Origin of the sequence: Variovorax sp. MSC1_012 (assembly GCF_023667525.1) — a bacterium.
Lineage (GTDB): Bacteria > Pseudomonadota > Gammaproteobacteria > Burkholderiales > Burkholderiaceae_C > Variovorax > Variovorax beijingensis_B.
Genome location: NZ_CM174443.1, coordinates 1,640,345 through 1,661,861 on the forward strand (window position 1 = coordinate 1,640,345; position 21,517 = coordinate 1,661,861).

Consider the following 21,517-nt stretch of genomic DNA (forward strand, 5'->3'; position numbering starts at 1 on the left):
CACCTCATGGCCCTCATCCAATACCTCACCCAGATCCAGTTCGAATTCGGCGCCATCCAGCTGCTGTCCAGCGAATGCGCGCGCATCGGCATCAGCCGGCCGCTGATCGTGACCGATGCGGGCGTGCGCGCGGCCGGCGTGCTGCAGAAGGCGCTCGATGCCATCGCCGACCTCGAGGTGGCGGTGTTCGACCAGACGCCGTCCAACCCCACCGAGGCTGCCGTGCGCGCAGCCGTCGAGCTGTACCGCAGCGGCCGCTGCGACGGGCTCATTGCCGTGGGCGGCGGCTCCGCCATCGACTGCGCCAAGGGCGTGGCAATTGCCGCCACGCACGAAGGTCCTCTCAAGACTTACGCCACCATCGAAGGCGGCTCGCCAAAGATCACCGATCGCGCAGTACCGCTCATTGCGGTACCCACCACCAGCGGCACCGGTAGCGAGGTGGCGCGCGGCGCCATCGTGATCGTCGACGACCACCGCAAGCTCGGCTTCCACAGCTGGTTCCTGATGCCCAAGGCCGCCATCTGCGACCCAGAACTCACGCTCGGCCTGCCGCCACGGCTCACGGCCGCCACCGGCATGGACGCGATTGCGCACTGCATGGAAACCTTCATGTCGGCCGCCTTCAATCCGCCGGCCGACGGCATCGGCCTGGACGGCCTGGAGCGCGCCTGGCTGCACATCGAGCGCGCCACCAAGGACGGCAGCGACCGCGAGGCGCGCCTCAATCTCATGAGCGCGTCGATGCAGGGCGCCATGGCGTTCCAGAAAGGCCTGGGCTGCGTGCACTCGCTGAGCCACAGCCTGGGCGGCGTCGACCCGCGCCTGCACCACGGCACGCTCAACGCCCTCTTCCTGCCGGCCGTGATCCATTTCAACGCCGGTGCCGAGTCGGTGCAGAAGGAGCAGCGGCTGCAGCGCATGGCGCGGGCCATGCACCTCGATTCGCCCGGCGACCTGGGCGACGCGATCCGCGACATGAACGCGCGCCTGGGGCTGCCCAATGGCCTGGCCGAAGTGGGCGTCACGCCCGCCCTGTTCGAGCAGATCATCGACGGCGCCATGGCCGACCACTGCCACAAGACCAACCCGCGGCTGGCTTCGCGCGATGACTACAAGGCGATGCTTGAGGCCTCGATGTAAGGGGCCGTCCATCTGAGGCAGGTTGGGCGCAGTTGTTCGGGGCGCGATCACGCCGACGGGGGACATTCGCGGAGGGGAGTACCCGGTGATCTGTGCACACGCCCTGAACGCCCTGCAACAGAAGCGCACGTCATGTATATGACATAAGGAATTTCTAGACTGGCAATCGAAGGCTTCGCATCCGCAGAAGCCCCAAGGGCCAGGGAAATTTCGAATGCCACGTACCGTCCAGGTTCACACCGTACTCAACGCCGAGCAGCTGAAGTTCCGCGCGATGCGGGGACAGGAAGGCCTCTCGCAGCTGTTCGAGTTCGAGGTCGACATGGTCAGCCCGAGCTTCAACCTCGACCTGAAGACGCTGCTGGGCACTTCGCTCACGCTCGAACTGCAGGACGACGGCGCATCGCGCTTTCTCAACGGCACCGTGGTGCGCTTCGAGCTGGTGGGCCGCGCCAACGAAACCGGCCGCCACTACGTCTACCGCGCGCTGGTGCAGCCCTGGCTCTGGTACCTCACGCGCACCACCGACTGCCGCATCTTCCAGAACAAGAGCGTGCCCGACGTGCTCGACGAAGTGCTCGGCAAATACGGCTTCGAATACGAGAAGCGCCTCTCAGGCAGCTACCGCCCGTGGGAATACTGCGTGCAGTACCAGGAGAGCGACTTCGCCTTCGTGTGCCGCCTCATGGAGCACGAGGGCATCGCCTACCACTTCGAGCACCGCAACGGCTCGCACCTGCTGGTGCTGGCCGACGACATCGGCGGCTACAACACCCTGCCGGGCCACGCCACCATCGCCTACCGTCCGCGCGACCGCGTGGTGAACGCCATGGAGCCGTGCATCGACCAGTGGCGCATCTCGGAGCAGATCACCTCGGGCCGCGTGATGCTCGACGACTTCGACTTCAGGAAGTCGCGGGCCTCGCTCCAGAGCGTGCAGCAGGACCCGAAGGGCCACGACCATTCGAGCTACGAAGTCTATGAATGGCTGGGCGGCTACAGCGAGAACGACCAGGGCGACAGCTACGCGAAGATCCGCCTGCAGGAGCTGCAGTGCGCGCACGAGCTGGCCACGGGCCACACCAACGTGGCGGGCATGGCGCCGGGCTACCTGTTCCAGATGACGCACTGCCCGCGCGAGGCCGACAACCGCGAATACCTCGTCACCCAGACCCGCTACGAACTGCAGGAGCCCGAGTACTCCACCGGCGGCACGGCCGAATCGGTGTGCGAGTTCGACTTCACCGTGCTGCCCTCCAGCGTGCCCTACCGCCCCGCGCGCAAGACGCCCAAGCCGCGCACCAACGGCCCGCAGACCGCCACCGTGGTCGGCCCCGAAGAGATCTGGACCGACCGCTTCGGCCGCGTGAAGCTGCAATTCCGCTGGGACCGCTACGGTCAGTCGGACGAGAACAGCTCGTGCTGGGTGCGCGTGTCGAGCAACTGGGCCGGCGCCAACTACGGCACCATGCACATGCCGCGCGTGGGCCAGGAAGTGATCGTCGATTTCATCGGCGGCGAACCCGACCGCCCCATCATCACCGGCCGCGTCTACAACAACGACCAGATGCCGCCATGGGAACTTCCGGCCAACGCCACGGCCAGCGGCATCCTCACGCGATCGAGCACGGGCGGCGCGGCCAACCAGGCCAACATGCTGCGCTTCGAAGACCGCAGCGGCGCCGAGCAGATCCTGCTGCATGCCGAGCGCAACCTCGACGTCGAGGTGGAAGCCGACGAAACGCACACCACCGGCGGCACCCGCACCACCCTCGTCAAGGGCCACGAGTCGGCCACCTACCAGAGCGGCGAGACGCGCGACATCACCGCGGGCGCGAAAGAAACCATTGCCGGCGGCGACACGCGCGATGTGACCGGCGGCTTCAGCGAAACGGTCAGCGGCGGCGTCACGCAGACCATTTCGGGCGGCAAGAAGCGCACGCTCAGCGGCGGGCTGAACGACACGATCTCGGGCGGCGTCAACCTTGCGATCACCGGCGGCTTCCACGGCACCATCGATGGACAGGAGATCCGCTTCGTGAGCGGCGGACGCAATGACACCATCGACACCTCGAACACCGTGCTGGTCAACGGCCCCTCGAACACCACGGTGACCGGTCCGACGGTGCACACCTCCCCGGATGTGACCTTCAACACGACGAACCACATCCACAACACGACGCAGCACGTCATCAATACCAACGTCTACAACACGACGTCGAACACCTACAACAACCTGACGGTCAACTACACCAACAACTCCGCCACCTACACCAACAACTACTCCAAGAGCAGCGACTGGAGGTGGTTCCGCCTGGGCGGCACCGGCCTGAACATGGACGTGTCGGGCATTTCGCTGGGCGTGGTGGCCGTGCGTTCGATGGCCATCGGCGTGCAGGCGCAGGCGATCGGCGTGAAGCTGGAGGCTGTGGGCGTGGACTGGAAGAACAAGGCAATGTCGCTGGGGGATGCCGGTGCGCTCATCCAGCTCGTGGGCACGGAGATCAAGACGGGCGGCCTGCGCGCCGGCATCCAGGCGCTCAAGATCCTGCTCTGAAGCGTGGAAAACGTGCTCGAGATCGTGCTGTGGGGGGTGTTCGGCATCGTCAGCCTGGGCGTGATCGCGCTCGCCGCAATCGTGCTCGCGGTGTCGCTGATGAGCCATCGCGCCTATGCTGAGGAAGGCCGGCTGTGGCAGCAGCTGCAGGCCAGCGGGCGTCCGCTGCAGGGCGTCGCGGTTTCCCTGGTGCGCTCGCCCAGCGGCTACTCCCGGCGCGGCCCCGTCGGGCAGCGCATGACAGCCGTGCAGCTGGGCGTCGCCTACGTCGATGCCGACGGCATCGAGCAGCAGGCCACCTTGCGCACACTCATCGACGAGGACCTGCTGGCCCATTTCTCCGCGGGCCGGCCCGACATTCATCTGCTGCAGGACCCGCAAGACCCGTCGCGGCTGGCCATCGACCGCAGGCACACCCCGCTGGTGATCCGCGGCGCAGGGCGCTGATCACCCCGTGAAAACCATCAAGCCCCTGCGCCTGAGCGTCCTGACTCGGCCCTTCCTGCGCGCGCAAAGCCAGCGTCTCGCGCTCACCGTGATCGGCATGCACACCCTCGGCGAAGGGGGCGTGCTGCTGCCGGAGACGGAGCTCTGGAAGACCGTCTCTGCCGAACTGGGAAACCAGTCCGCGATCGATCTCGGCATTCCCAAGCTGCGGCCCGAATTCCTGGTCAGCGGCCAGGCCTACACCTGCCACCAGCAGGACAAGACACGCTGCGCGGTCGACCTGCGCGTCGGCACCTTGCGACGCCAGTTCCTCGTTTCGGGCGACCGCTACTGGCTGGATGGCCGCGCCACCGAGCCGCAGGCTTTCGACACCATGCGCCTGGACTGGCGACACGCATTCGGTGGCCCCGGCTTTGCCGCCAACCCCGCGGGCATCGGGTACGCACCCGAGATGGTCAATGGCCTGCTGGTGCAGCGGCTTCCCAATGTCGAACGCCCGGGCGATGGCATGGACCGCCCCGACCGAAGACCGGTCCCGGCCTGCCCGGGTGCGATGGACGTCGATCTGCCCGAACGCCTGAAGCTGCTCGGAACGGACTACGGCGACCAGTGGCGCGAGACGCTTTACCCCGGCTTTGCGCGCGACATGGACTGGCAGTTCTTCAATGCCGCGGCTGCGGAACAACGCTGGAACGACGAACTGTCCATTCCCGCAGCCGCGCCCTACGAGATCTGGAACATGCACCCGCAACATGCGGTGCTGCGCGGACGGCTTCCGGATCTGCGCGCACGCGGCTTCGTGGCGAGAAAGTCTGCACTGCCCCTGGCGCTGGAAGAGGTGCCGCTGCGGCTGACCACCGCCTGGTTCTTCCCGCACATGGCGCAGGTCATGCTGATTTTTCACGGCGAGACGCTCATCGTCGAGGACGATGCCGCGGATATCACGCATGTCATGCCGGCGATAGAGGCGGCAGACAGCCCGCTGCGCCCCCTCTCCCACTACGAGAAGGTCTTCGAGAATCGCTGCAACCTGGAGAAAGGTGCGATCCATGCGCTCCTCGACGAGGAACTGCTGCCGGCCTCGGCCATCGGCCCCTGGCTGGACCAGATCGACGCGCGCGAATCGATCCTGGCAAGGAACATCAAGGACAAGGGCGAGCGCCTGCGCGCCGAACTGACGGCGCGCGGCCTGGAGGCCGGCCACAAGGCGCGCCATTTCCGGGAACGGCCCCTGCCGAAGCCTTTCGACAAGATGCCCACGCTGGCCGAACTGCCCGAGTTCATCGAGAAGACACGCGCCTACCAGCGCGAACAGGAACGCAAGCTGGAGGAAGCCAGGCAGGAGGTCGCAAAGGCGGCCCGGGACAACGCATCCGAATCGCGCAAGGCGGGCTTCGACAGCAGTCGGATCATCGAGGAAAGCCAGAACGCGCAGCTCAAGGGCCCGCCGAAATTCGAGGCCGAGACGATCGTCAAGGGGCTGGCCGGCATCGCCGCGGCCACCGGTACTCCGGCCATGAGCGCCGCCGAGCACGCAGAGCTGCAGTCCGTCGGACAGTGGGGCCGCCAGGGCATGCTGGCGCTGTACCGCATGGGGGCCCACCACCAGGCCGCTGCCGATCCGATGGCCGCCCAACAGAATACGCAGGCGCGCGAACGCGCACTCGCCGCCATGGCCGCGGACCGCGACCTGTCCGCCATGGATCTGACGGGCTGCGACCTGTCGGGCCTCGATCTGCGGGGCGCCCGCATGCACCAGACCTTGCTCGAAGGCGCCCGCCTCCAGGGCACCCGCCTGGATGGCGCCGACCTGAGCCAATCGGTGCTGGTGCGCGCCGACCTGCGCCAGGCTTCGTTGACGGGCTGCAACCTGGAGCGTGCCAACCTCAGCCTCGCCCGCTGCGAAAACACCAACTTCGCGCAGGCCCGCTTCGAGCGCACGCAGATGGAAAAGCTGCGCCTCGACAGCTGCTGCCTCGACGAAGCGAAGTGGAGCCATCTGTTGCTGCAGGGAATCGAGCTCGCGGATTGCAGCCTGCGGCGCGCCGACCTGAGCTACGTGAGCATGGCCGAACACTGCCGGCTGGCGCGCTGCGACTTCGGCGAGGCACGCCTGGAAAAGGTGCTGTTCGTCCAGGCCGAATTCGAGTCGGTGGATTTTTCCGGCGCCACCGTCGAAGCCTGCAGCTGGGCCCACACTCCGCTGCACAAGGGCATCCGGTTTCGGCATGCCATGCTCAAGACCACCAGCTTCGTCGGCACCACGGATCTTCGCGGGGCCGACTTCGAGGATGCCACGCTGGTGCATTGCACCCTGCGCGAGCTGCCTCTCGATGGCGCGAACTTCAGGCGGGCTACGCTCGATACCTGCGATTTCTCCTCCGCGTCGCTCAAGGGCGCGGACCTGCGCGCGGCGGCGGCGCCCGACAGCCTCTTCATCCGCGCCGATTTCACGCGTGCCTCCCTGCGGCTCGCCAATCTCATGAATGCCAACCTTCAGAAGGCCTGCCTGGTCGATGCCGACCTGGGCGAGGCCAACCTGTTCCGTGCCGATGTCGCCCAGATCCTCATCGCCCCCGGCACGATCACCCTGGGTGCCCACATCGACCAGATGAAGACACTGCCCCGGCGCCCCGAGGCGGGCAGCGCGTGAACGCCGAGACGCTGGCAGCCCAGGTCCGCAACGGCGAGCCGATCCGCGAGAAGGACTTCAGCAACATGGACATGAGGGGCATCGACCTGCGCGGCGGCGTGTTCAGCGAATGCAGCTTCCGGGGCGTCCAGGCCGACGCCGCGCGTATGGGCGAATCCCTCTTCGAGAAATGCCGCTTCGACCAGGCGCAGTTGCCGGCGGCGGAGCTGACGCGCGCCGCCTTCCACGAGTGCAGCCTGCAGGATGCGGTGCTGGATGCGGCCTCCATGCCGCATTCGGTGTTCAGCGGCTGCACGCTGTGGGGCATTCGGCTGGAAGAGGCCTTCATGGACCAGGCGAACTTCCATCAAAGCGAGCTGCGCAACGCCTGCCTGGACCGTGCCAGCCTCGACAAAGCCGTGTTCTCCGAGTGCGACTTGACGGGCGCGTCCTTCAATGCGGTGGCCTTCTCGTCGACCATCTTCTTTCGTGCAGCGCTGACGGGCACGCGCTACGCCGGAGCCAGCTTCACGAACGCGATTTTCAGCGAGGCGGATCTTGCGGGGCAGGACTTCTCCGGGCAGCAGTTCCACCTCTGCCAGTTCATCGATGCGGTGCTGGCGGCGTGCCGATTCCGCGATGCGCGCCTCACGCAGTGCAACTTCAAGGGTGCCGACCTGCGCAATGCGGTGCTGGCAGGGGCACAGGCCATGCAGTGCCTGTTTCCCGAGGCCGACCTGCGCGGCGTCGATGCGCGGCGCGGCCACTTCCAGCAGAGCATCTGGGTCGACGCCCATCTCGACGGCGCAGACTTCTCTCAGGCGCAACTCGAGCAAGGCGTCTTCCATCGCGCGCACTGCGGGCAGACCGCATTCGCCGGCAGCCGCCTGGACTACGCCGATTTTTCCTACGCCTCGCTGGTCCAGGCCGACTTCCGCGATGCCGCTTTCCTGCGCACCGTGTTTCACCGCGCCGACTTGCACGGCGCCAGGTTCAGTACCCGCCTGGGTACGCTGGACCGGGACCCTGCGCTGCACGAAGCCGAGAAGGTGGCGCTCCAGCAACCCGAGCGCCCATCCCGCCTGGACCGCGACGTCCATGGCCGCCGCCCCAAGAAAGAAAGCCCATGACCTCCACCCGGAACACGGCCGGCGACACGATCGCCACCGCACGCCATGCAACGCAAGGCGTGCTGGATCCGCTCATGCAGCGCCCTTCGCATGCGGCCCGCGCGGACTCCGGCACGCGAACCGCCACGGTGACCGCCAGCGATGGCGACCTCTGGTTCGAGGTCGAGCTCGACGACGGCCAGGGATCGCTGCGCTGCCGACGCGTCGCCAGCTGCCTGCTGCTGCCTGCGCCGGGCGACACGGTGCTGATCACCTCGACTCGCCGGGGCGACAGCTTCGTCATCGCGGTGGTCGTCCAGGCCGACCCCCGGCAGGCGACGCTGGCCGTGGACGGCGACCTGACGCTGGTGTCGCGCTCGGGTGGCATCCGCGCGCGCAGCGCCGGCCCGATGGCGCTGGAGTCGGACACCTCGATCGCCATGCAGTCGCCCGAGTGGCGCGCGCAGGCCCGGCGGGCCCATTGCGAGATCGGGGAGATGGACTACCAGGGCGCCCGCATCCGCTTCAGCGTGCTGGTGTCGCGCTTCGTCGGCCGCACCTGCGAGGTGGTACTGGATCGCCTCAACCTGCTCACCCGCTCGAGCTTCCGCCTGACCGAGGAGATGGAACAGGTGCGTGCCGGCCAGATCGACATTCAGGCCGAGCAGACCTTGCGCCTGCATTCGAAGAACACGCTGCTGACCAGCAAGGGGCTGGTCAAGGTCGATGCCGAGCAGATCCACATGGGCTGAAAAAAAGGAGCACCGCATGTTCGCCAACTGCCAGATGATGGGCCTCGATCTCGCCTTCCCCGACGTCTGCAAGACGCCGCCGGCGCTGCCCATTCCCTACCCCAACATCGCGCTCGGACCCACGGCCATCCCCAACGCCTGGAACATCCTCTTCGGCGGCGCGCCGGCCCACAACCTGGCCACCGTCACGCCGATCACCAACGGCGACAACGCGGGCGTGCTGATGGGGGTGGTGTCGCAGACCGTCATGGGGCCGTCGCGCCACATCACCGGCGCGTTCACCGTGCTGCTCAAGGGCACCCCCTGCACGCGCATGACCAGCCTGTCGGTGCAGAACCGCTGCAACATCGTCGGCATGCGGATCGTGCCGAGCCAGTTCAAGGTGCTGGTGCTGGCAGCCTGAGGTCTTCTTATTCCGCCTTCACGCCCGCCGTGCGGATGACCTTGCCCCATTTGGCCGTTTCGGCCTTGATGAAGGCATCGAACTCCTCGGGCGTGCTGCCCGCCGGAATGGTGCCCATGGCGTCCAGCTTGACGCGCGTCTCTTCGCTCTTGATGATGCGCGCCACCTCTTCCGACATGCGCTTGACGATGTCGCGCGGCGTACCCGCCGGCGCCAGCATGCCGGCCCAGGTGCTGCCGGTGAAGCCCGCGAAACCCTGCTCGATGAAGGTCGGCACATCGGGCGCGGCGGCCAGCCGCTTGTCGCCCGCCACGCCGATGAGCCGCACCTTGCCGGCCTTGGCCTGGTTGATGAGGCCGGTAGGCGCATCGAAGAACAGCTGGATCTGCCCGCCCATCAGGTCCGTGAGCGCGGGCACCGCGCCGCGGTACGGAATGTGGATCATGTAGGTCTGCGTGAGCGACTTCCACAGCTCGGTCGTCAGGTGCGCGGCCGAGCCGTTGCCCGACGAGCCGAAGCTCACCTTGCCAGGATTCGCACGCGCGTAGTCGATGAGTTCGCGCGCGGTCTTGAACGGCGCATCGATGTTGACCGCCGCCAGCAGCGGCGAAATGCCCATCAGCGAAACACCCGTCAGGTCCTTTTGCGGGTCGTAGGGCAGCTTGGGATACAGCGTGGTGTTGGCCGCATAGGCCGCGATCACGACGCCGAAGGTGCTGCCGTCGGGCGGCGCCTTGGCAATGGCATCGACACCGATCAGGCTGTTGGCGCCGGGCTTGTTGTCTACCAGCACCGGCTGGCCGAGCCGCGCCTGCAGGCCGACCTGCACCAGCCGCGCCATCTGGTCGGTGAACCCGCCCGGCGTGTAGGGCACGATGATGCGGATCGGCTTGCCGGGCCAGGTGCCTTGTGCCAGCACGGGCATCGGAACGGTCGCGGCGGCGACGGCGGCAAGGGTGAATCGGCGGCGTGAAATGGGGACCTGCGGCATGAGTGGCGGCTTTCTCTGAGAAGAGTGAGCTGGCCATTCTCGAAGGCGCTGCGCGGGCAGCCCCTCGGGGTTTGCCCCGGCGGAGCCTGTTCAGAGCGGCAGGATGTCGCGTGTGCGACTGCCGGTTGCGAGCCAGGCCTCGAACTCGTCGGAAAGCCGCTCTGCCTCGCGCGTGGCCCTGCTCCATGCAGTGACGCGGGCCTGAGGTTCGTTTGCAAAGTGGATGAAGTCCTTGCGGTCGGGCAGCTTGCCGTTGGGCAGCGAGCGCACCCAGTCGGCATCGGGCGCGAGCACCACCATGCGGTCCAGGAAGCTGGTGGACCTGTGGCGCCAGCGCAGGCCTTTGTCGAGCCAGCCCGGCACCACCGCACGCTGGAAATGCGGGTACAGCACGATGCCTTCGTCGGCCGGCTGGTAGTCCAGGTGCAGGTGGTAGTCGGTGATGCCACCGTCCCAGTACGCGCCGCGCGGCGCACCGGGAATGTCGTGCACCGCCGCCAACAGGAACGGAATGGAGCACGAGGCCTGCAGCACCAGATTGAAGTTCTCTTCGCTGAGCGCGTGCTGGCGCGTGCGGAAGTCTCTTGTGCCAAAGGGCAAGGCCGCGCCGGGCGTGGAAAACACGCAGCGTTCGAGCCATGCGCCCAGCCCCTTGCGATGCAGGCTGTTGGTGGCAAAGGCGCCCAGGTAGCCGACCGGCGTGCGCGCCCTGCCCTCGCGTCCGAGGATGTGGCGGCCACGCGAAGTCACAACATGAAGCCGGTAGCGCGCGTGGCCCAGCACCTCGCCGATGCGCCCGCCGTAGAAGTCGGCCAGGCTGTCGGCAAAGCGCGCGCTGAGCTGCTGCGGGCTCAGCCGCTTCTGCCCCGGCGGCACCTCGAACTGCTGGCGCACGTAGTCATGCTCGAAGCGCGCGAAGGCTTTCTGCGGATCCGCGAGGCAGGCCGTGGCCAGCCGCCATGCGCCGATCGAGGCGCCCACCAAGTGCACCGGCTGGCTCGACTGCGAGAGCCAGCGCCCGAAGATGAAGCGGTCGAGCGGCCCGAGGATCAGGCCTTTGGGGCCGCCCGCCGCGCCGGGAATCGTGCGCACGTCCTGCGGGCGCAGGCCGTGCTGTTCGATGTGCTTGCGGGCGGCGGGGCCGGCGTAGATGCGCAGGGCTTTCATTCCCTCATGCCGCGCCGAACGGATTGAAGATTTCGACACCGAAGCTGGCGAAGTCGCCGACGTTGCGCGTCACGATCGTCAGTCCATGCTGCTTTGCCGTGGCGGCGATCATGGCATCTTCATAGAGCGTGTTCGAACTGCGATGCATCAGCCGGGCCCACAGCCTGAACGTTTCTGCATCCATGGGCAGGACGTTGTACGAGGCGGCCACCAGGGTGGCCCATTGCTCGATCTCATCGGCCTTGGCGGCATCCTGCTCACGCGTGATTTCGATGCCGGCCTGGATCTCGCCGATCGTCACCGCGGAAAGGTGCAGGTCACTGTCGGCAATCGGCGCAAGCCATGCGACGACCGCACCGTGCGGACGAGGCCGGCGCAGTTCCGAGATGACATTGGTGTCCAGCAGGTACATGCCGCTGCTCAGCGAATTGGCGTGATGCGCCGCCGCCGCGCTGCGCCGCGCTGCGGAACGAGAAATTCCGTGCGCGCCTCCGCCGAGAGCAGCAACTCCTTGAGGGAGGGCTTGGCCGTGGCGTGCAATCGCCGCCACTCTGCCGCCGGCACGAGCACGGCGGCTTCGGTGCCCCGCTTGGTGACCATTTGCGGTCCCTCTACCAAGCAAGCCTCCAGAAATTCGCTGAAGCGCGCCTTCGCGTCTTGCACGGGCCAGGTTTTCATTTGCAGTCTCCCATCAGACTAGTGTGCTGACTAGTTTAACAGGCCGGCCGCAAATCAGCAGTGCCCTCTACTTGCGCAACCCCTGCAGCTTCGCAAACGCACTCGCCATCTGCCCCGCGGGCTGCGGCGAGTTGTCGCGGCGCGCACCCTGCTGCTGGCCGCGCCCGGCGCCTTCGAAGCGGTTGTCGCGCGGGCCGTCGCGGCGCGCAGGCGCTGCGTCGAGCTTCATCGACAGGCCGATGCGCTTGCGCGCCACGTCCACCTCCATCACCTTCACCTTGACGATGTCGCCGGTCTTCACGACCTCGCGCGCATCGTTCACGAACTTGTGGCTCAGCTGGCTCACGTGCACCAGACCGTCCTGGTGCACGCCCAGGTCGACGAAGGCGCCGAACTGCGCCACGTTGCTCACGGTGCCTTCGAGCACCATGCCTTCCTTCAGGTCGGCGATGTCGTCCACGCCGTCGTTGAAGCGCGCCACCTTGAAGTCGGGGCGCGGGTCGCGGCCGGGCTTCTCGAGTTCGCCCAGGATGTCCTTCACCGTGATGACGCCGAACTTCTCGTTGGCGAACAGCTCGGGCTTCAGCGTCTTGAGCATCTCGGCGCGGCCCATCAGCTCGGCAATCGGCTTGCCGGTCTTGACGATGATCTGCTCCACCAGCGGATAGGTCTCGGGGTGCACGCCCGTCACGTCGAGCGGGTCGGCGCCGCCGCGGATGCGCAAAAAGCCCGCGCTCTGCTCGAAGGCCTTGGGGCCGAAGCCGCTCACGTCGAGCAGTTGCTTGCGCGTGGAGAACGCACCGTTGGCTTCGCGCCAGCGCACCACGGCCTTGGCCACGCTGGCCGACAGGCCCGAGACGCGGCTCAGGAGCGGCACGCTCGCTGTGTTGAGGTCCACTCCCACGGAGTTCACGCAGTCTTCGACCACAGCTTGGAGGGTGCGAGCGAGTTCGCTCTGGTTCACGTCGTGCTGGTACTGGCCCACGCCGATGCTCTTGGGATCGATCTTCACGAGCTCGGCCAACGGGTCTTGCAGGCGGCGCGCAATGCTGGCCGCGCCGCGCAGGCTCACGTCGACATCGGGCATTTCCTGCGAGGCGAATTCGCTGGCCGAATAGACAGAAGCGCCGGCTTCGCTGACCACCACCTTGTCGACCGTCATCTCGGGCGCGCCAGCCTGCGCGGCCATCTTGGCCAGCAGCTTGATGAGGTCGGCGGCCAGCTTGTCGGTCTCGCGGCTGGCGGTGCCGTTGCCGATGGCGATCAGGTTCACGCCGTGCTTGGCGCAGAGCTTGCCGAGCGTGTGCAGCGAGCCTTCCCAGTCCTTGCGCGGTTCGTGGGGGAACACGGTGGCGGTTTCGACCAGCTTGCCGGTGGCATCGACCACGGCCACCTTCACGCCGGTGCGGATGCCGGGGTCGAGGCCCATCACGACGCGAGGGCCCGCGGGCGCGGCCAGCAGCAGGTCGCGCAGGTTGTCGGCAAACACCTTGATCGCGACCTTCTCGGCCTCTTCGCGCAGGCGGGTGAACAGGTCGCGCTCGGTGGAAAGCGCAAGCTTCACGCGCCAGGTCCAGGCCACGCATTTGCGGATCAGGTCGTCGGCCGCGCGGCCCGCGTGGCTCCAGCCCAGGTGCAGCGCGATGCGGCCTTCGGCAATGCTGGGCTTGCCCGGCTCGGGCTCCACCGGCAGCACCAGCTTGGCGTCGAGGATGTCGAGCGCGCGGCCGCGGAACACCGCCAGTGCGCGGTGCGAGGGCACGCGGCCGATGGGCTCGTCGTAGTCGAAGTAATCGCGGAACTTGGCGATGTCGGCGTTGTTCTCGTCCTTGCCGGCCATCAGCGTGGACTTGAGCAGGCCTTCGTTCCAGAGCCATTCGCGCAGGCTCTGCACCAGCGCGGCATCTTCGGCCCAGCGCTCGGAGAGGATGTCACGCACGCCATCGAGCACGGCGGGAACGGTCGAGAAATCGGGGCCCGGCTTGCCGTCGTCGAGCGTGGTGGCGGGCTGCAGGAAGGCCTTGGCCTCCACGGCGGGGTCGAGCGCGGGGTCGGCCAGCAGCTTGTCCGCGAGTGGCTCGATGCCGAACTCGCGCGCGATCTGGCCCTTGGTGCGGCGCTTCTGCTTGAACGGCAGGTACAGGTCCTCGAGCTCCTGCTTGGTCGGCGCGAACTCGATCGCGGCGCGCAGTTCGGGCGTGAGCTTGCCCTGCTCGTCGATGCTCTTCAATACCGCGGCGCGGCGGTCTTCGAGTTCGCGCAGGTACGAAAGGCGCGCCTCGAGCTCGCGCAATTGGATGTCGTCGAGGCCGTCGGTCACTTCCTTGCGGTAGCGGGCAATGAACGGAACCGTGGCACCGCCATCGAGCAGTTCGATGGCCGCCTTCACCTGGTGCTCGCCTACCTTGATCTCGGCGGCGAGCTGGCGAATGATTTTTTGCATGTCGGAGAGGATCCCTGGAACTGGCGACGCCGTTCGGACGCCTTGCGGATAAAGCGCGGAAGTTTGCCATAGGGCGCGGCCGGCCCATGGCCACCAGCGCCCCCGGAAATGCCTGCGCTAGTGGTAAACCACTATGGGTGGAATTGGTATGCCACGCAAAATGTGGTCTAACCACTTTGACCCGCCATGGCACTCAAGCTCATTCATCCATCCTCCGAAGCGATGTCGAAAATCGGCCAACCTCCAATGGAAAAGCCGTATCAGCGCCTGGCTGCCAATATTCATGAATTGGTCAAACAGGGTGAATTTCTGGTTGGCCAGAGGCTGCCCTCCGAACGGGCGCTGGCAGAGCGCTTCGACGTCAGCCGCACCTCGGTGCGCGAGGCCATCATTGCGCTGGAGCTGCAGGGCGTGGTTGAGGTGCGCGGCGGCTCGGGCATCTACATCTGCCAGCCGCAGGACGCGCCCACGCGGCTGCCGGTGGTGCAGGAAACCGGTGCCGGCCCCTTCGAGCTGCTGCGCGCGCGCTGCCTGATCGAATCCGAGATCGCCTCGCTGGCGGCCACCACGCGCAAGGACGCCGACCTCGACAAGATGTTCGGCGCGCTCGCCACCATGCGCGAGCAGATGCACGACAAGGAAGCCAACGAGGCGGCCGACCGCATGTACCACCTGCACATTGCCGAATCCACCGGCAACAGCGTGCTGCTGCAGACGGTGACGAATCTCTGGGACCAGGCCAAGGGCCCGATCTGGACGCAGATCGAGCAGCACTTCCATTCGCCCGCACTGCGCCTCCAGTCGCAGGACGACCACCAGCGCATCTTCGCCGCGATCGTCTCGGGCGATGCCGATGCCGCGCGGCTGGCCATGCGCGCGCACCTGGAACGCGTGATCGGCGAATTCGCCCAGAGCTGGCGCTAGGCGCCCTGCCCCGCGCGCGGCTGCCCCGGCGCGCTTGACCCTTTCAAAAAAGACGGAGACACGAACCATGAAGCCCAACCTCGCCCGCGGCCTGGCCGCACTGCTGCTCGCAGGCACCTTCGGCGCCGTCCACGCGCAGGAACCACCCGCCCCCGGCGCGAGCCCGCGCATCGACGCCATCCGCAAGGCCGGCGAGCTGCGCGTCGGCGTGCTGCAGAACGCGCCCTGGCTGATCGAGAACACCACCGGCAACGGCGAACCATGGAGCGGCCCGGCCTGGCTGCTGGCCAAGGAGTACGCCCGCCTGCTCGGCGTCAAGCTCAGCACGGTGCCGGTGTCGCACGAGACCAAGGTGCCGGTGCTGGCATCGAACCAGGTCGACATGACCATCAGCCCGCTGGGTGAAACGCCCGAGCGCTTGAAGGTGGTCGACTTCGTCGTCTATTCCGCCACCAGCGTGTGCATGTTCGGCCGCGCCGACAACGCCAGGCTCGCCAAGGCGACCTCGGTCGACGACCTCAACCGGCCCGAGGTGACGATCGCCTACTTCACCGGCGGCGCCGAGGAAGGCTGGGTCAAGGAACGCTTCCCCAAGGCCAGGCTGCGCGCCGTCGCCAGTTCCGGCGCCACCGCGCCGGTGGAAGAAATCATGGCGCGCCGCGCCGATGCGGCACCGATCAACCGCGTGCCATGGGTCGGGCTGCAGCAGAAGGTCAAGGGCCTCGCGGTGCTGCCGAAGGAAAACAACTGCCAGGGCAGCACCGAAAAAGCCTCGCCGGTCGGCTTGGCCATCGACAAGAACCAAGCCGCCTACCTCGAATGGCTGCGGCAGGTCGCCAAGGCCCGGAAGGCGCAGCTCGACGCCGACGAGGCCCGCGTGATCGGCGCACTGAAATAAGCAAACAAGTCACACATCAAGTCAACAGAGAAGAACCGGAGACCTTCATGCCACACATCCCCCGCACTTTCCTCGGCCGCAGGCTGGGCCGCGCAGCACTCGCGGCCGCCCTGGCCGGCACCTGCATCGGCGCACTGGCCCAGACGCCGCCACCACCCGGCGCAAGCCCGCGCATCGACGCCATCCGCAAGGCCGGCGTGCTGCGCGTGGGCGTGGTCAACAACCCGCCCTGGCTCGCGCAGAACACCGCGGGCGATGGCGACCCGTGGTCCGGCCCGTCGTGGACGCTGGGCAAGGAGTTCGCCAAGCTGCTGGGTGTGAAGGTGGAGCTCGTGCCGGTGAGCCACGAAACCAAGGTGCCGGCGCTCACGGCCAACCAGATGGACATCATGATCGGGCCGCTGAACGAGACTGCGGAGCGCGCCAAGATCATCGACTTCGTCACCTTCTCGAGCACCGGCGTGTGCATGTTCGGCCGCGCCGACAACCCGAAGTTCACTGGCGCGCGCACGCTGGAAGACTTCAACAAGCCCGAGATCACCATGGCCTATTTCTCGGGCGCCGGCGAGGAGCCGCTGGTGCGCCAGCAGTTCGCGAAGGCCAAGCTGCGCGGCGTGGCCAACTCCGGTTCGGTCGCGCCGATTGAAGAGGTGATGGCCGGCCGCTCCGACGTGGCGCCGCTCAACCGCATGCTGTGGCCCAACATCAGCAAGAAGGTCAAGGGCCTGGCCGTGTTCCCCAAGGAGAACGACTGCCAGGACAGCAAGATCTTCCAGATCCAGACCGGCATGGGCGTGGCGAAGGACCAGCAGGTGTACCTCGACTGGCTGCGCGCCGTGGCCCAGCGCATGCAGCCCGCACTCAGCGAAGAAGAGCGCCGCATGACGCAGAACCTGAAGTAACGCCATGCTGAACTGCGAAATCCACGGCGCGCTCGACCTGCGCCTTGCCGAACGCCCGGCCGAACCGCTGGCGCCCACCCAGGTGCGCGTGGCCGTCAAGGCGGTGGGCATCTGCGGCTCCGACCTGCACTACTACCGCCACGGCCGCGTCGGCGACTTCGTGATCCGCGCGCCGCTGACGCCGGGGCACGAGGCCTCGGGCCAGGTCATTGAAGTGGGCGCGCAGGTGAACTCGGTGAAGCCGGGCGACCGCGTGGCCCTCAATCCGTCGCGCACCTGCGGCGTCTGCCGCTTCTGCCGCGCGGGCGCTTCCAACCACTGCGAGAACGTGCACTTCTTCGGCAGCGCCAGCCGCTGGCCCCACATGCAGGGCGCGATGCGCGAGCAGGTGGTGGTGGAGGCCACGCAGTGCCTGGCCGTGCCCGACACGCTGTCGTTCGAGCTGGCCGCCTTCGGCGAGCCGCTGGCCGTGGCGCTGCATGCGGTGCAGGAGGCCGGCTCGCTGCTCGGCAAGACGGTGATGGTGGTGGGCGCCGGCCCGATCGGCGCGCTGATCCTCATGGCCGCGAAGCTCGCGGGCGCGAGCCAGCTGATTGCGGTGGACATCGTCGACGAGACGCTCGCGGCCTGCACCCGCGTCGGCGCGACGCGCACCATCAACGCGGCCAATGATCCCGACGCGCTGCTGGCGCTGGCCGCGGACAAGGGACAGGTCGATGCGAGCTTCGAGGTCTCGGGCCACTACGACGGCCTGGCCCACTGCATCCGGTCGACGCGCCCACACGGCACCATCGTGCAGGTCGGCACGCTCGGCGGCAACAGCGAGGGCTGCCCGTTCAACCAGATCATGGTCAAGAGCCTGCACCTGGTGGGCAGCTTCCGCTTCGTCGACGAATACGCCTGGGCGGTGGACTACCTGAGCCGCGGCCTGCTCGACGTGTCGCCGCTCCTGACCGAGGCGGTGCCGGTGGCGCGCGTGCACGACGCCTTCGCGCTGGCGGCGGACCGGCACCGCGCGATGAAGGTGCTCGTCACGTTCTGACCGCGGGATCGTCTGATCCCGCTGCCCTTCTCTCTCTCGCGGAGCTTCCATGGAATTCGACTTTTCCCCGATTGCCGACAACTGGCGCTTCTTCGCCAGCGGCCTGGGCGTGACGGTCGCACTCAGCCTCATCAGCGCAGTCACCAGCATCCTGGCGGGCCTGGCGATCGCGCTGCTGCGCCTGTACGGCCCCGGCTGGCTGCGCCCGCTGCTCGTCTTCTACATCGACTCCATGCGCGCCATTCCGGTGCTGGTGGTGCTGGTGTGGATGTACTTCGCGTTCCCGCTGCTCGTGGGCTTTACCTTCGCGCCGTTCTGGGCCGCGGTGATCGCGCTGACGCTGCACATCGCGGCCTATGCGGCCGAGGTGATCCGCGCGGGCATCGAGTCGATCCGGCCAGGCCAGACGCGTGCCGCATTGGCACTGGGCATGTCGCGCGCGCAGCTGCTGCGCAAGGTGCTGCTGCCGCAGGCCACCATCCGCATGCTGCCGGCCTTCGGCTCGATCCTCACCATCGCCATCAAGGACACGGCCATTGCCACCGTGATCGCGGTGCCCGAGCTGATGCACCGCGCCGAGACCGTCGCAGGCCAGAGCTACCGGCCGGTGGAAGTCTTCACCGCGGTGATGGTGGCGTACTTCGTCATCCTGTTCCCGGTCACGCGCGGCATCGACAGGCTGTACCACCGCGTCGCGCACCTGGGACGTTCATGATGAAGAGGGCCATCCCATGACTTTCGACTGGTCCGTGATCTGGACGCACCGCCAGGCCCTGCTCGAAGGCGCGGCGCTCACCGTCGGGCTGACGGTGCTGACCATGCTGCTGGCCGTGCCGGGCGGCATCATGCTGGCGCTGATGCGGCTGTCGTCCAACAGGCTGCTGCAATCCGCGTCGCTCGCCTTCGTGGAGTTCTTCCGCAACCTGCCGCTGATCCTGGTGATCTACTGGGTTTTCTACGTGATGCCGATGGCGGTCGAGTTCCAGCTCTCCCCGCTCGTCACCGCGCTGGTGGCCCTGGTGCTCAACATCTCGGCCTACAACGCCGAGACCTTCCGCGCCGGCATCAATTCGATCCGCAAGGGGCAGCTGGAGGCGGCGCTCGCCATGGGCATGTCGCGCCGCCAGGCCATGTTCAAGGTGGTCATCCCGCAGGCGGGGCGCCGCATCCTGCCGGTGATCGCGAGCACCTGGGTCTCGCTCTTCAAGGACACCTCGCTGGTGTCCGTCATCGCCGTGAGCGAACTGGCCTATTCGGCAATGCAGATCCGCGCGCAGACCTTCCGCGTGCTGGAGATGCTCACCGCCATGGCCGCCCTCTACTGGCTGATGGGCTACCCGCAAGCCAAGCTGGTGGACTGGATCCACCGCAAATATGGAGTCAAGGAATGAACGACATCGCCCGCGCCCCCGCGCGCAGGAACGCCGACCAGCCGCCGGTGCTGGTCTACGAAGAGGTGCGCAAGCTCTATGGCGACTTCGTGGCGCTCAATGGCGTCTCGCTGCAGGTCCACAAGGGCGAGGTGATGTGCCTGATCGGCCCTTCGGGCTCGGGCAAGTCGACCCTGCTGCGCTGTACCAATGCGCTGGAGACGATCAACGGCGGGCGCGTGCTGATCGACGGCGTGCCGCTGCCCGTGCAGGAGTCGGCGGTGCGCAAGGTGCGCCAGCGCATGGGCATGGTGTTCCAGAGCTTCGAGCTGTTCCCGCACAAGTCGGCGCTCGACAACGTGGCCATGGGCCCGATCACCGTGCTGGGCATGCGCGAGTCCGAGGCCAAGGCGCGCGCCATGGCGCTGCTCGAGAAGGTCGGCCTGTCGGCCAAGGCCGGCAGCTTCCCGGCCAACCTCTCGGGTGGCCAGCAGCAGCGTGTGGCGATCGCCCGCGCACTCGCCATGGAGCCGGAGGTGATGCTGTTCGACGAGCCCACCTCCGCGCTCGACCCCGAGACTGTGGGCGAAGTGCTCAGCGTGATGCAGAAGCTCGCGCAGGAGGGCATGACCATGATCGTGGTCACGCATGAAATGGGCTTTGCGCGGCGCGTGGCCGACTGGGTGGTGGTGTTCGAGTCCGGCGCCATCATCGAACAGGGCCCGCCGGCGCAGATCTTCGAGCACCCCACCGTGGAACGCACGCGCGACTTCCTCGGCCACCTCGGCTGGAACGGCTGACGCACGAACGCCGCCGCATCCGCCATCTCTCTCGCTTCAACCATGAAAATCACCAACGCCCGCGTCATCGTCTGCAGCCCCGGCCGCAACTTCGTCACCCTCAAGATCGAAACCGACGAGGGCCTGACCGGCATCGGCGACGCCACGCTCAACGGGCGCGAACTCTCCGTGGCCGCCTACCTCACCGAGCATGTCATTCCCTGCCTGATCGGGCGCGACGCGCACCAGATCGAGGACATCTGGCAGTACCTCTACAAGGGCGCCTACTGGCGCCGCGGCCCGGTCACCATGACCGCCATCGCGGCGGTGGACACCGCCCTGTGGGACATCAAGGCCAAGGCCGCCGGCCTGCCGCTGTACCAGCTGCTGGGCGGCAAGAGCCGCACGGGCGTGATGGTCTACGGCCATGCCAACGGCAGCGACATCGAGCACACGGTGGACGAGGTGCTGCGCTATGCGGATGCCGGCTACAAGGCCATCCGCGCGCAGAGCGGCGTGCCGGGGCTGGAGAAGGTCTACGGCGTCGGCAAGGGCACGCTGTTCTACGAGCCGGCCGATGCGGACCTGCCCTCCGAGCACGACTGGTCTACCGAAAAGTACCTGCGCCACACGCCCAAGCTGTTCGAGCGCATCCGTGAGAAGCTCGGCTTCGAGCACCACCTGCTGCATGACGTGCACCACCGCCTGACACCGATCGAGGCCGGGCGCCTGGGCAAGGCGCTGGAGCCCTTCAGCCTCTTCTGGATGGAGGACGCGACGCCTGCCGAGAACCAGGACGCCTTCCGCCTGATCCGCCAGCACACCACCACGCCGCTCGCGGTGGGCGAGATCTTCAACTCCATCTGGGACTGCAAGGCGCTGATCGAGAACCAGCTGATCGACTACGTGCGCGCCACCGTGGTCCATGCCGGCGGCATCACGCACCTGCGCCGCATCGCCGACCTGGCCTCGCTCTACCAGGTGCGCACCGGCTGCCACGGCGCCACCGACCTGTCGCCGGTGTGCATGGGCGCGGCGCTGCACTTCGACCTGTGGGTGCCGAACTTCGGCATCCAGGAATACATGCGCCACACCGAGGAAACCGACGCGGTGTTCCCGCACGCCTACACCTTCGACCAGGGCATGCTCTACCCCGGCGACGTGCCCGGCCATGGCGTGGAGATCGACGAGGCGCTGGCCGCGAAGTACCCCTACAAGCGCGCCTACCTGCCGGTGAACCGCCTGCAGCACGACGGCACGCTGTGGAACTGGTGAGCGCC

The 21,517-nt window shown here is 67.3% G+C and carries 20 protein-coding genes; 15 read left to right on the plus strand and 5 right to left on the minus strand.

Features of this window, described 5'->3' with window-relative positions; genetic code table 11:
• Positions 1-6: 6 nt before the first annotated feature.
• From gbd to L1081_RS07795, 7 genes are all read left to right on the plus strand, one after another.
• Entirely contained in the window at positions 7-1,143 is a 1,137-nt protein-coding gene (gene gbd / locus L1081_RS07765) for a 4-hydroxybutyrate dehydrogenase (RefSeq protein WP_489415910.1), read from the plus strand.
• A 214-nt stretch (positions 1,144-1,357) separates the two neighbouring features.
• Entirely contained in the window at positions 1,358-3,700 is a 2,343-nt protein-coding gene (gene tssI, locus L1081_RS07770) for a type VI secretion system tip protein TssI/VgrG (RefSeq protein WP_489415911.1), read from the plus strand.
• A 3-nt stretch (positions 3,701-3,703) separates the two neighbouring features.
• Positions 3,704-4,147, plus strand: a complete 444-nt coding sequence (locus tag L1081_RS07775; protein WP_489415912.1) for a hypothetical protein — start codon at positions 3,704-3,706, stop codon at positions 4,145-4,147.
• A gap of 7 nt (positions 4,148-4,154) precedes the next feature.
• On the plus strand, positions 4,155-6,800 hold the full coding sequence (locus L1081_RS07780) for a DUF2169 domain-containing protein (protein WP_489415913.1): 2,646 nt from the start codon (positions 4,155-4,157) through the stop codon (positions 6,798-6,800).
• Positions 6,797-7,909 (plus strand): pentapeptide repeat-containing protein, encoded by a 1,113-nt coding sequence (locus L1081_RS07785; protein WP_489415914.1) that lies wholly within the window; start codon positions 6,797-6,799, stop codon positions 7,907-7,909. The genes L1081_RS07780 and L1081_RS07785 overlap by 4 nt, the downstream gene beginning before the upstream one ends.
• Entirely contained in the window at positions 7,906-8,640 is a 735-nt protein-coding gene (locus L1081_RS07790; protein ID WP_489415915.1) for a DUF3540 domain-containing protein, read from the plus strand. Before L1081_RS07785 ends, L1081_RS07790 begins: the two co-directional genes overlap by 4 nt.
• 16 nt (positions 8,641-8,656) lie before the next feature.
• Positions 8,657-9,043, plus strand: a complete 387-nt coding sequence (locus L1081_RS07795) for a PAAR-like domain-containing protein (protein WP_489415916.1) — start codon at positions 8,657-8,659, stop codon at positions 9,041-9,043.
• Positions 9,044-9,050: 7 nt separating this feature from the next.
• Here L1081_RS07795 and L1081_RS07800 read toward each other — a convergent pair whose 3' ends face one another.
• The 5 genes from L1081_RS07800 to L1081_RS07820 form a co-directional block, all read right to left on the minus strand.
• Complete coding sequence (locus tag L1081_RS07800; RefSeq protein WP_489415917.1) at positions 9,051-10,034, minus strand: tripartite tricarboxylate transporter substrate-binding protein; 984 nt, start codon at positions 10,032-10,034, stop codon at positions 9,051-9,053.
• Between the two features lie 90 nt (positions 10,035-10,124).
• Complete coding sequence (locus tag L1081_RS07805; protein ID WP_489415918.1) at positions 10,125-11,201, minus strand: patatin-like phospholipase family protein; 1,077 nt, start codon at positions 11,199-11,201, stop codon at positions 10,125-10,127.
• A 4-nt stretch (positions 11,202-11,205) separates the two neighbouring features.
• A complete protein-coding gene (locus tag L1081_RS07810; protein ID WP_489415919.1) occupies positions 11,206-11,613 on the minus strand; it encodes a type II toxin-antitoxin system VapC family toxin in 408 nt (135 codons plus the stop codon).
• Positions 11,614-11,621: 8 nt separating this feature from the next.
• On the minus strand, positions 11,622-11,879 hold the full coding sequence (locus L1081_RS07815; RefSeq protein ID WP_124957910.1) for a type II toxin-antitoxin system Phd/YefM family antitoxin: 258 nt from the start codon (positions 11,877-11,879) through the stop codon (positions 11,622-11,624).
• 67 nt (positions 11,880-11,946) lie between these two features.
• Complete coding sequence (locus L1081_RS07820; protein ID WP_489415920.1) at positions 11,947-14,322, minus strand: Tex-like N-terminal domain-containing protein; 2,376 nt, start codon at positions 14,320-14,322, stop codon at positions 11,947-11,949.
• 186 nt (positions 14,323-14,508) lie between these two features.
• Between L1081_RS07820 and L1081_RS07825 the strand changes: the two genes are divergently transcribed.
• The 8 genes from L1081_RS07825 (at position 14,509) to manD (ending at position 21,512) form a co-directional block, all read left to right on the plus strand.
• The gene (locus L1081_RS07825) at positions 14,509-15,246 is read left to right on the plus strand and encodes a FadR/GntR family transcriptional regulator (protein ID WP_319432616.1); all 738 of its coding nucleotides are present in this window, start codon (positions 14,509-14,511) and stop codon (positions 15,244-15,246) included.
• 67 nt (positions 15,247-15,313) lie between these two features.
• Entirely contained in the window at positions 15,314-16,144 is an 831-nt protein-coding gene (locus L1081_RS07830; RefSeq protein ID WP_489415921.1) for a transporter substrate-binding domain-containing protein, read from the plus strand.
• A gap of 47 nt (positions 16,145-16,191) precedes the next feature.
• Positions 16,192-17,046: a transporter substrate-binding domain-containing protein gene (locus L1081_RS07835; RefSeq protein WP_489415922.1), complete on the plus strand. Its 855-nt coding sequence runs from the start codon at positions 16,192-16,194 to the stop codon at positions 17,044-17,046.
• Between the two features lie 4 nt (positions 17,047-17,050).
• Entirely contained in the window at positions 17,051-18,088 is a 1,038-nt protein-coding gene (locus tag L1081_RS07840) for an alcohol dehydrogenase catalytic domain-containing protein (RefSeq protein WP_489415923.1), read from the plus strand.
• A 49-nt stretch (positions 18,089-18,137) separates the two neighbouring features.
• Positions 18,138-18,803 (plus strand): amino acid ABC transporter permease, encoded by a 666-nt coding sequence (locus L1081_RS07845; RefSeq protein WP_126746337.1) that lies wholly within the window; start codon positions 18,138-18,140, stop codon positions 18,801-18,803.
• A gap of 16 nt (positions 18,804-18,819) precedes the next feature.
• The gene (locus L1081_RS07850; protein ID WP_489415924.1) at positions 18,820-19,479 is read left to right on the plus strand and encodes an ABC transporter permease subunit; all 660 of its coding nucleotides are present in this window, start codon (positions 18,820-18,822) and stop codon (positions 19,477-19,479) included.
• The gene (locus tag L1081_RS07855) at positions 19,476-20,258 is read left to right on the plus strand and encodes an ATP-binding cassette domain-containing protein (protein WP_489415925.1); all 783 of its coding nucleotides are present in this window, start codon (positions 19,476-19,478) and stop codon (positions 20,256-20,258) included. Before L1081_RS07850 ends, L1081_RS07855 begins: the two co-directional genes overlap by 4 nt.
• Before the next feature lie 42 nt (positions 20,259-20,300).
• Entirely contained in the window at positions 20,301-21,512 is a 1,212-nt protein-coding gene (manD, locus tag L1081_RS07860) for a D-mannonate dehydratase ManD (protein ID WP_489415926.1), read from the plus strand.
• Positions 21,513-21,517 lie beyond the last annotated feature (5 nt).

Coding starts and splice junctions, on each gene's coding strand:
- tssI (WP_489415911.1), top strand. CDS start 1,358: ATGCCACGTACCGTCCAGGTTCACACCGTACTCAACGCCGAGCAGCTG.
- L1081_RS07845 (WP_126746337.1), top strand. CDS start 18,138: ATGGAATTCGACTTTTCCCCGATTGCCGACAACTGGCGCTTCTTCGCC.
- gbd (WP_489415910.1), top strand. CDS start 7: ATGGCCCTCATCCAATACCTCACCCAGATCCAGTTCGAATTCGGCGCC.
- L1081_RS07805 (WP_489415918.1), bottom strand. CDS start 11,201: ATGAAAGCCCTGCGCATCTACGCCGGCCCCGCCGCCCGCAAGCACATC.
- L1081_RS07810 (WP_489415919.1), bottom strand. CDS start 11,613: ATGTACCTGCTGGACACCAATGTCATCTCGGAACTGCGCCGGCCTCGT.
- L1081_RS07820 (WP_489415920.1), bottom strand. CDS start 14,322: ATGCAAAAAATCATTCGCCAGCTCGCCGCCGAGATCAAGGTAGGCGAG.
- L1081_RS07850 (WP_489415924.1), top strand. CDS start 18,820: ATGACTTTCGACTGGTCCGTGATCTGGACGCACCGCCAGGCCCTGCTC.
- L1081_RS07840 (WP_489415923.1), top strand. CDS start 17,051: ATGCTGAACTGCGAAATCCACGGCGCGCTCGACCTGCGCCTTGCCGAA.
- L1081_RS07830 (WP_489415921.1), top strand. CDS start 15,314: ATGAAGCCCAACCTCGCCCGCGGCCTGGCCGCACTGCTGCTCGCAGGC.
- L1081_RS07795 (WP_489415916.1), top strand. CDS start 8,657: ATGTTCGCCAACTGCCAGATGATGGGCCTCGATCTCGCCTTCCCCGAC.
- L1081_RS07835 (WP_489415922.1), top strand. CDS start 16,192: ATGCCACACATCCCCCGCACTTTCCTCGGCCGCAGGCTGGGCCGCGCA.
- manD (WP_489415926.1), top strand. CDS start 20,301: ATGAAAATCACCAACGCCCGCGTCATCGTCTGCAGCCCCGGCCGCAAC.
- L1081_RS07855 (WP_489415925.1), top strand. CDS start 19,476: ATGAACGACATCGCCCGCGCCCCCGCGCGCAGGAACGCCGACCAGCCG.
- L1081_RS07825 (WP_319432616.1), top strand. CDS start 14,509: ATGGCACTCAAGCTCATTCATCCATCCTCCGAAGCGATGTCGAAAATC.
- L1081_RS07790 (WP_489415915.1), top strand. CDS start 7,906: ATGACCTCCACCCGGAACACGGCCGGCGACACGATCGCCACCGCACGC.
- L1081_RS07800 (WP_489415917.1), bottom strand. CDS start 10,034: ATGCCGCAGGTCCCCATTTCACGCCGCCGATTCACCCTTGCCGCCGTC.
- L1081_RS07815 (WP_124957910.1), bottom strand. CDS start 11,879: ATGAAAACCTGGCCCGTGCAAGACGCGAAGGCGCGCTTCAGCGAATTT.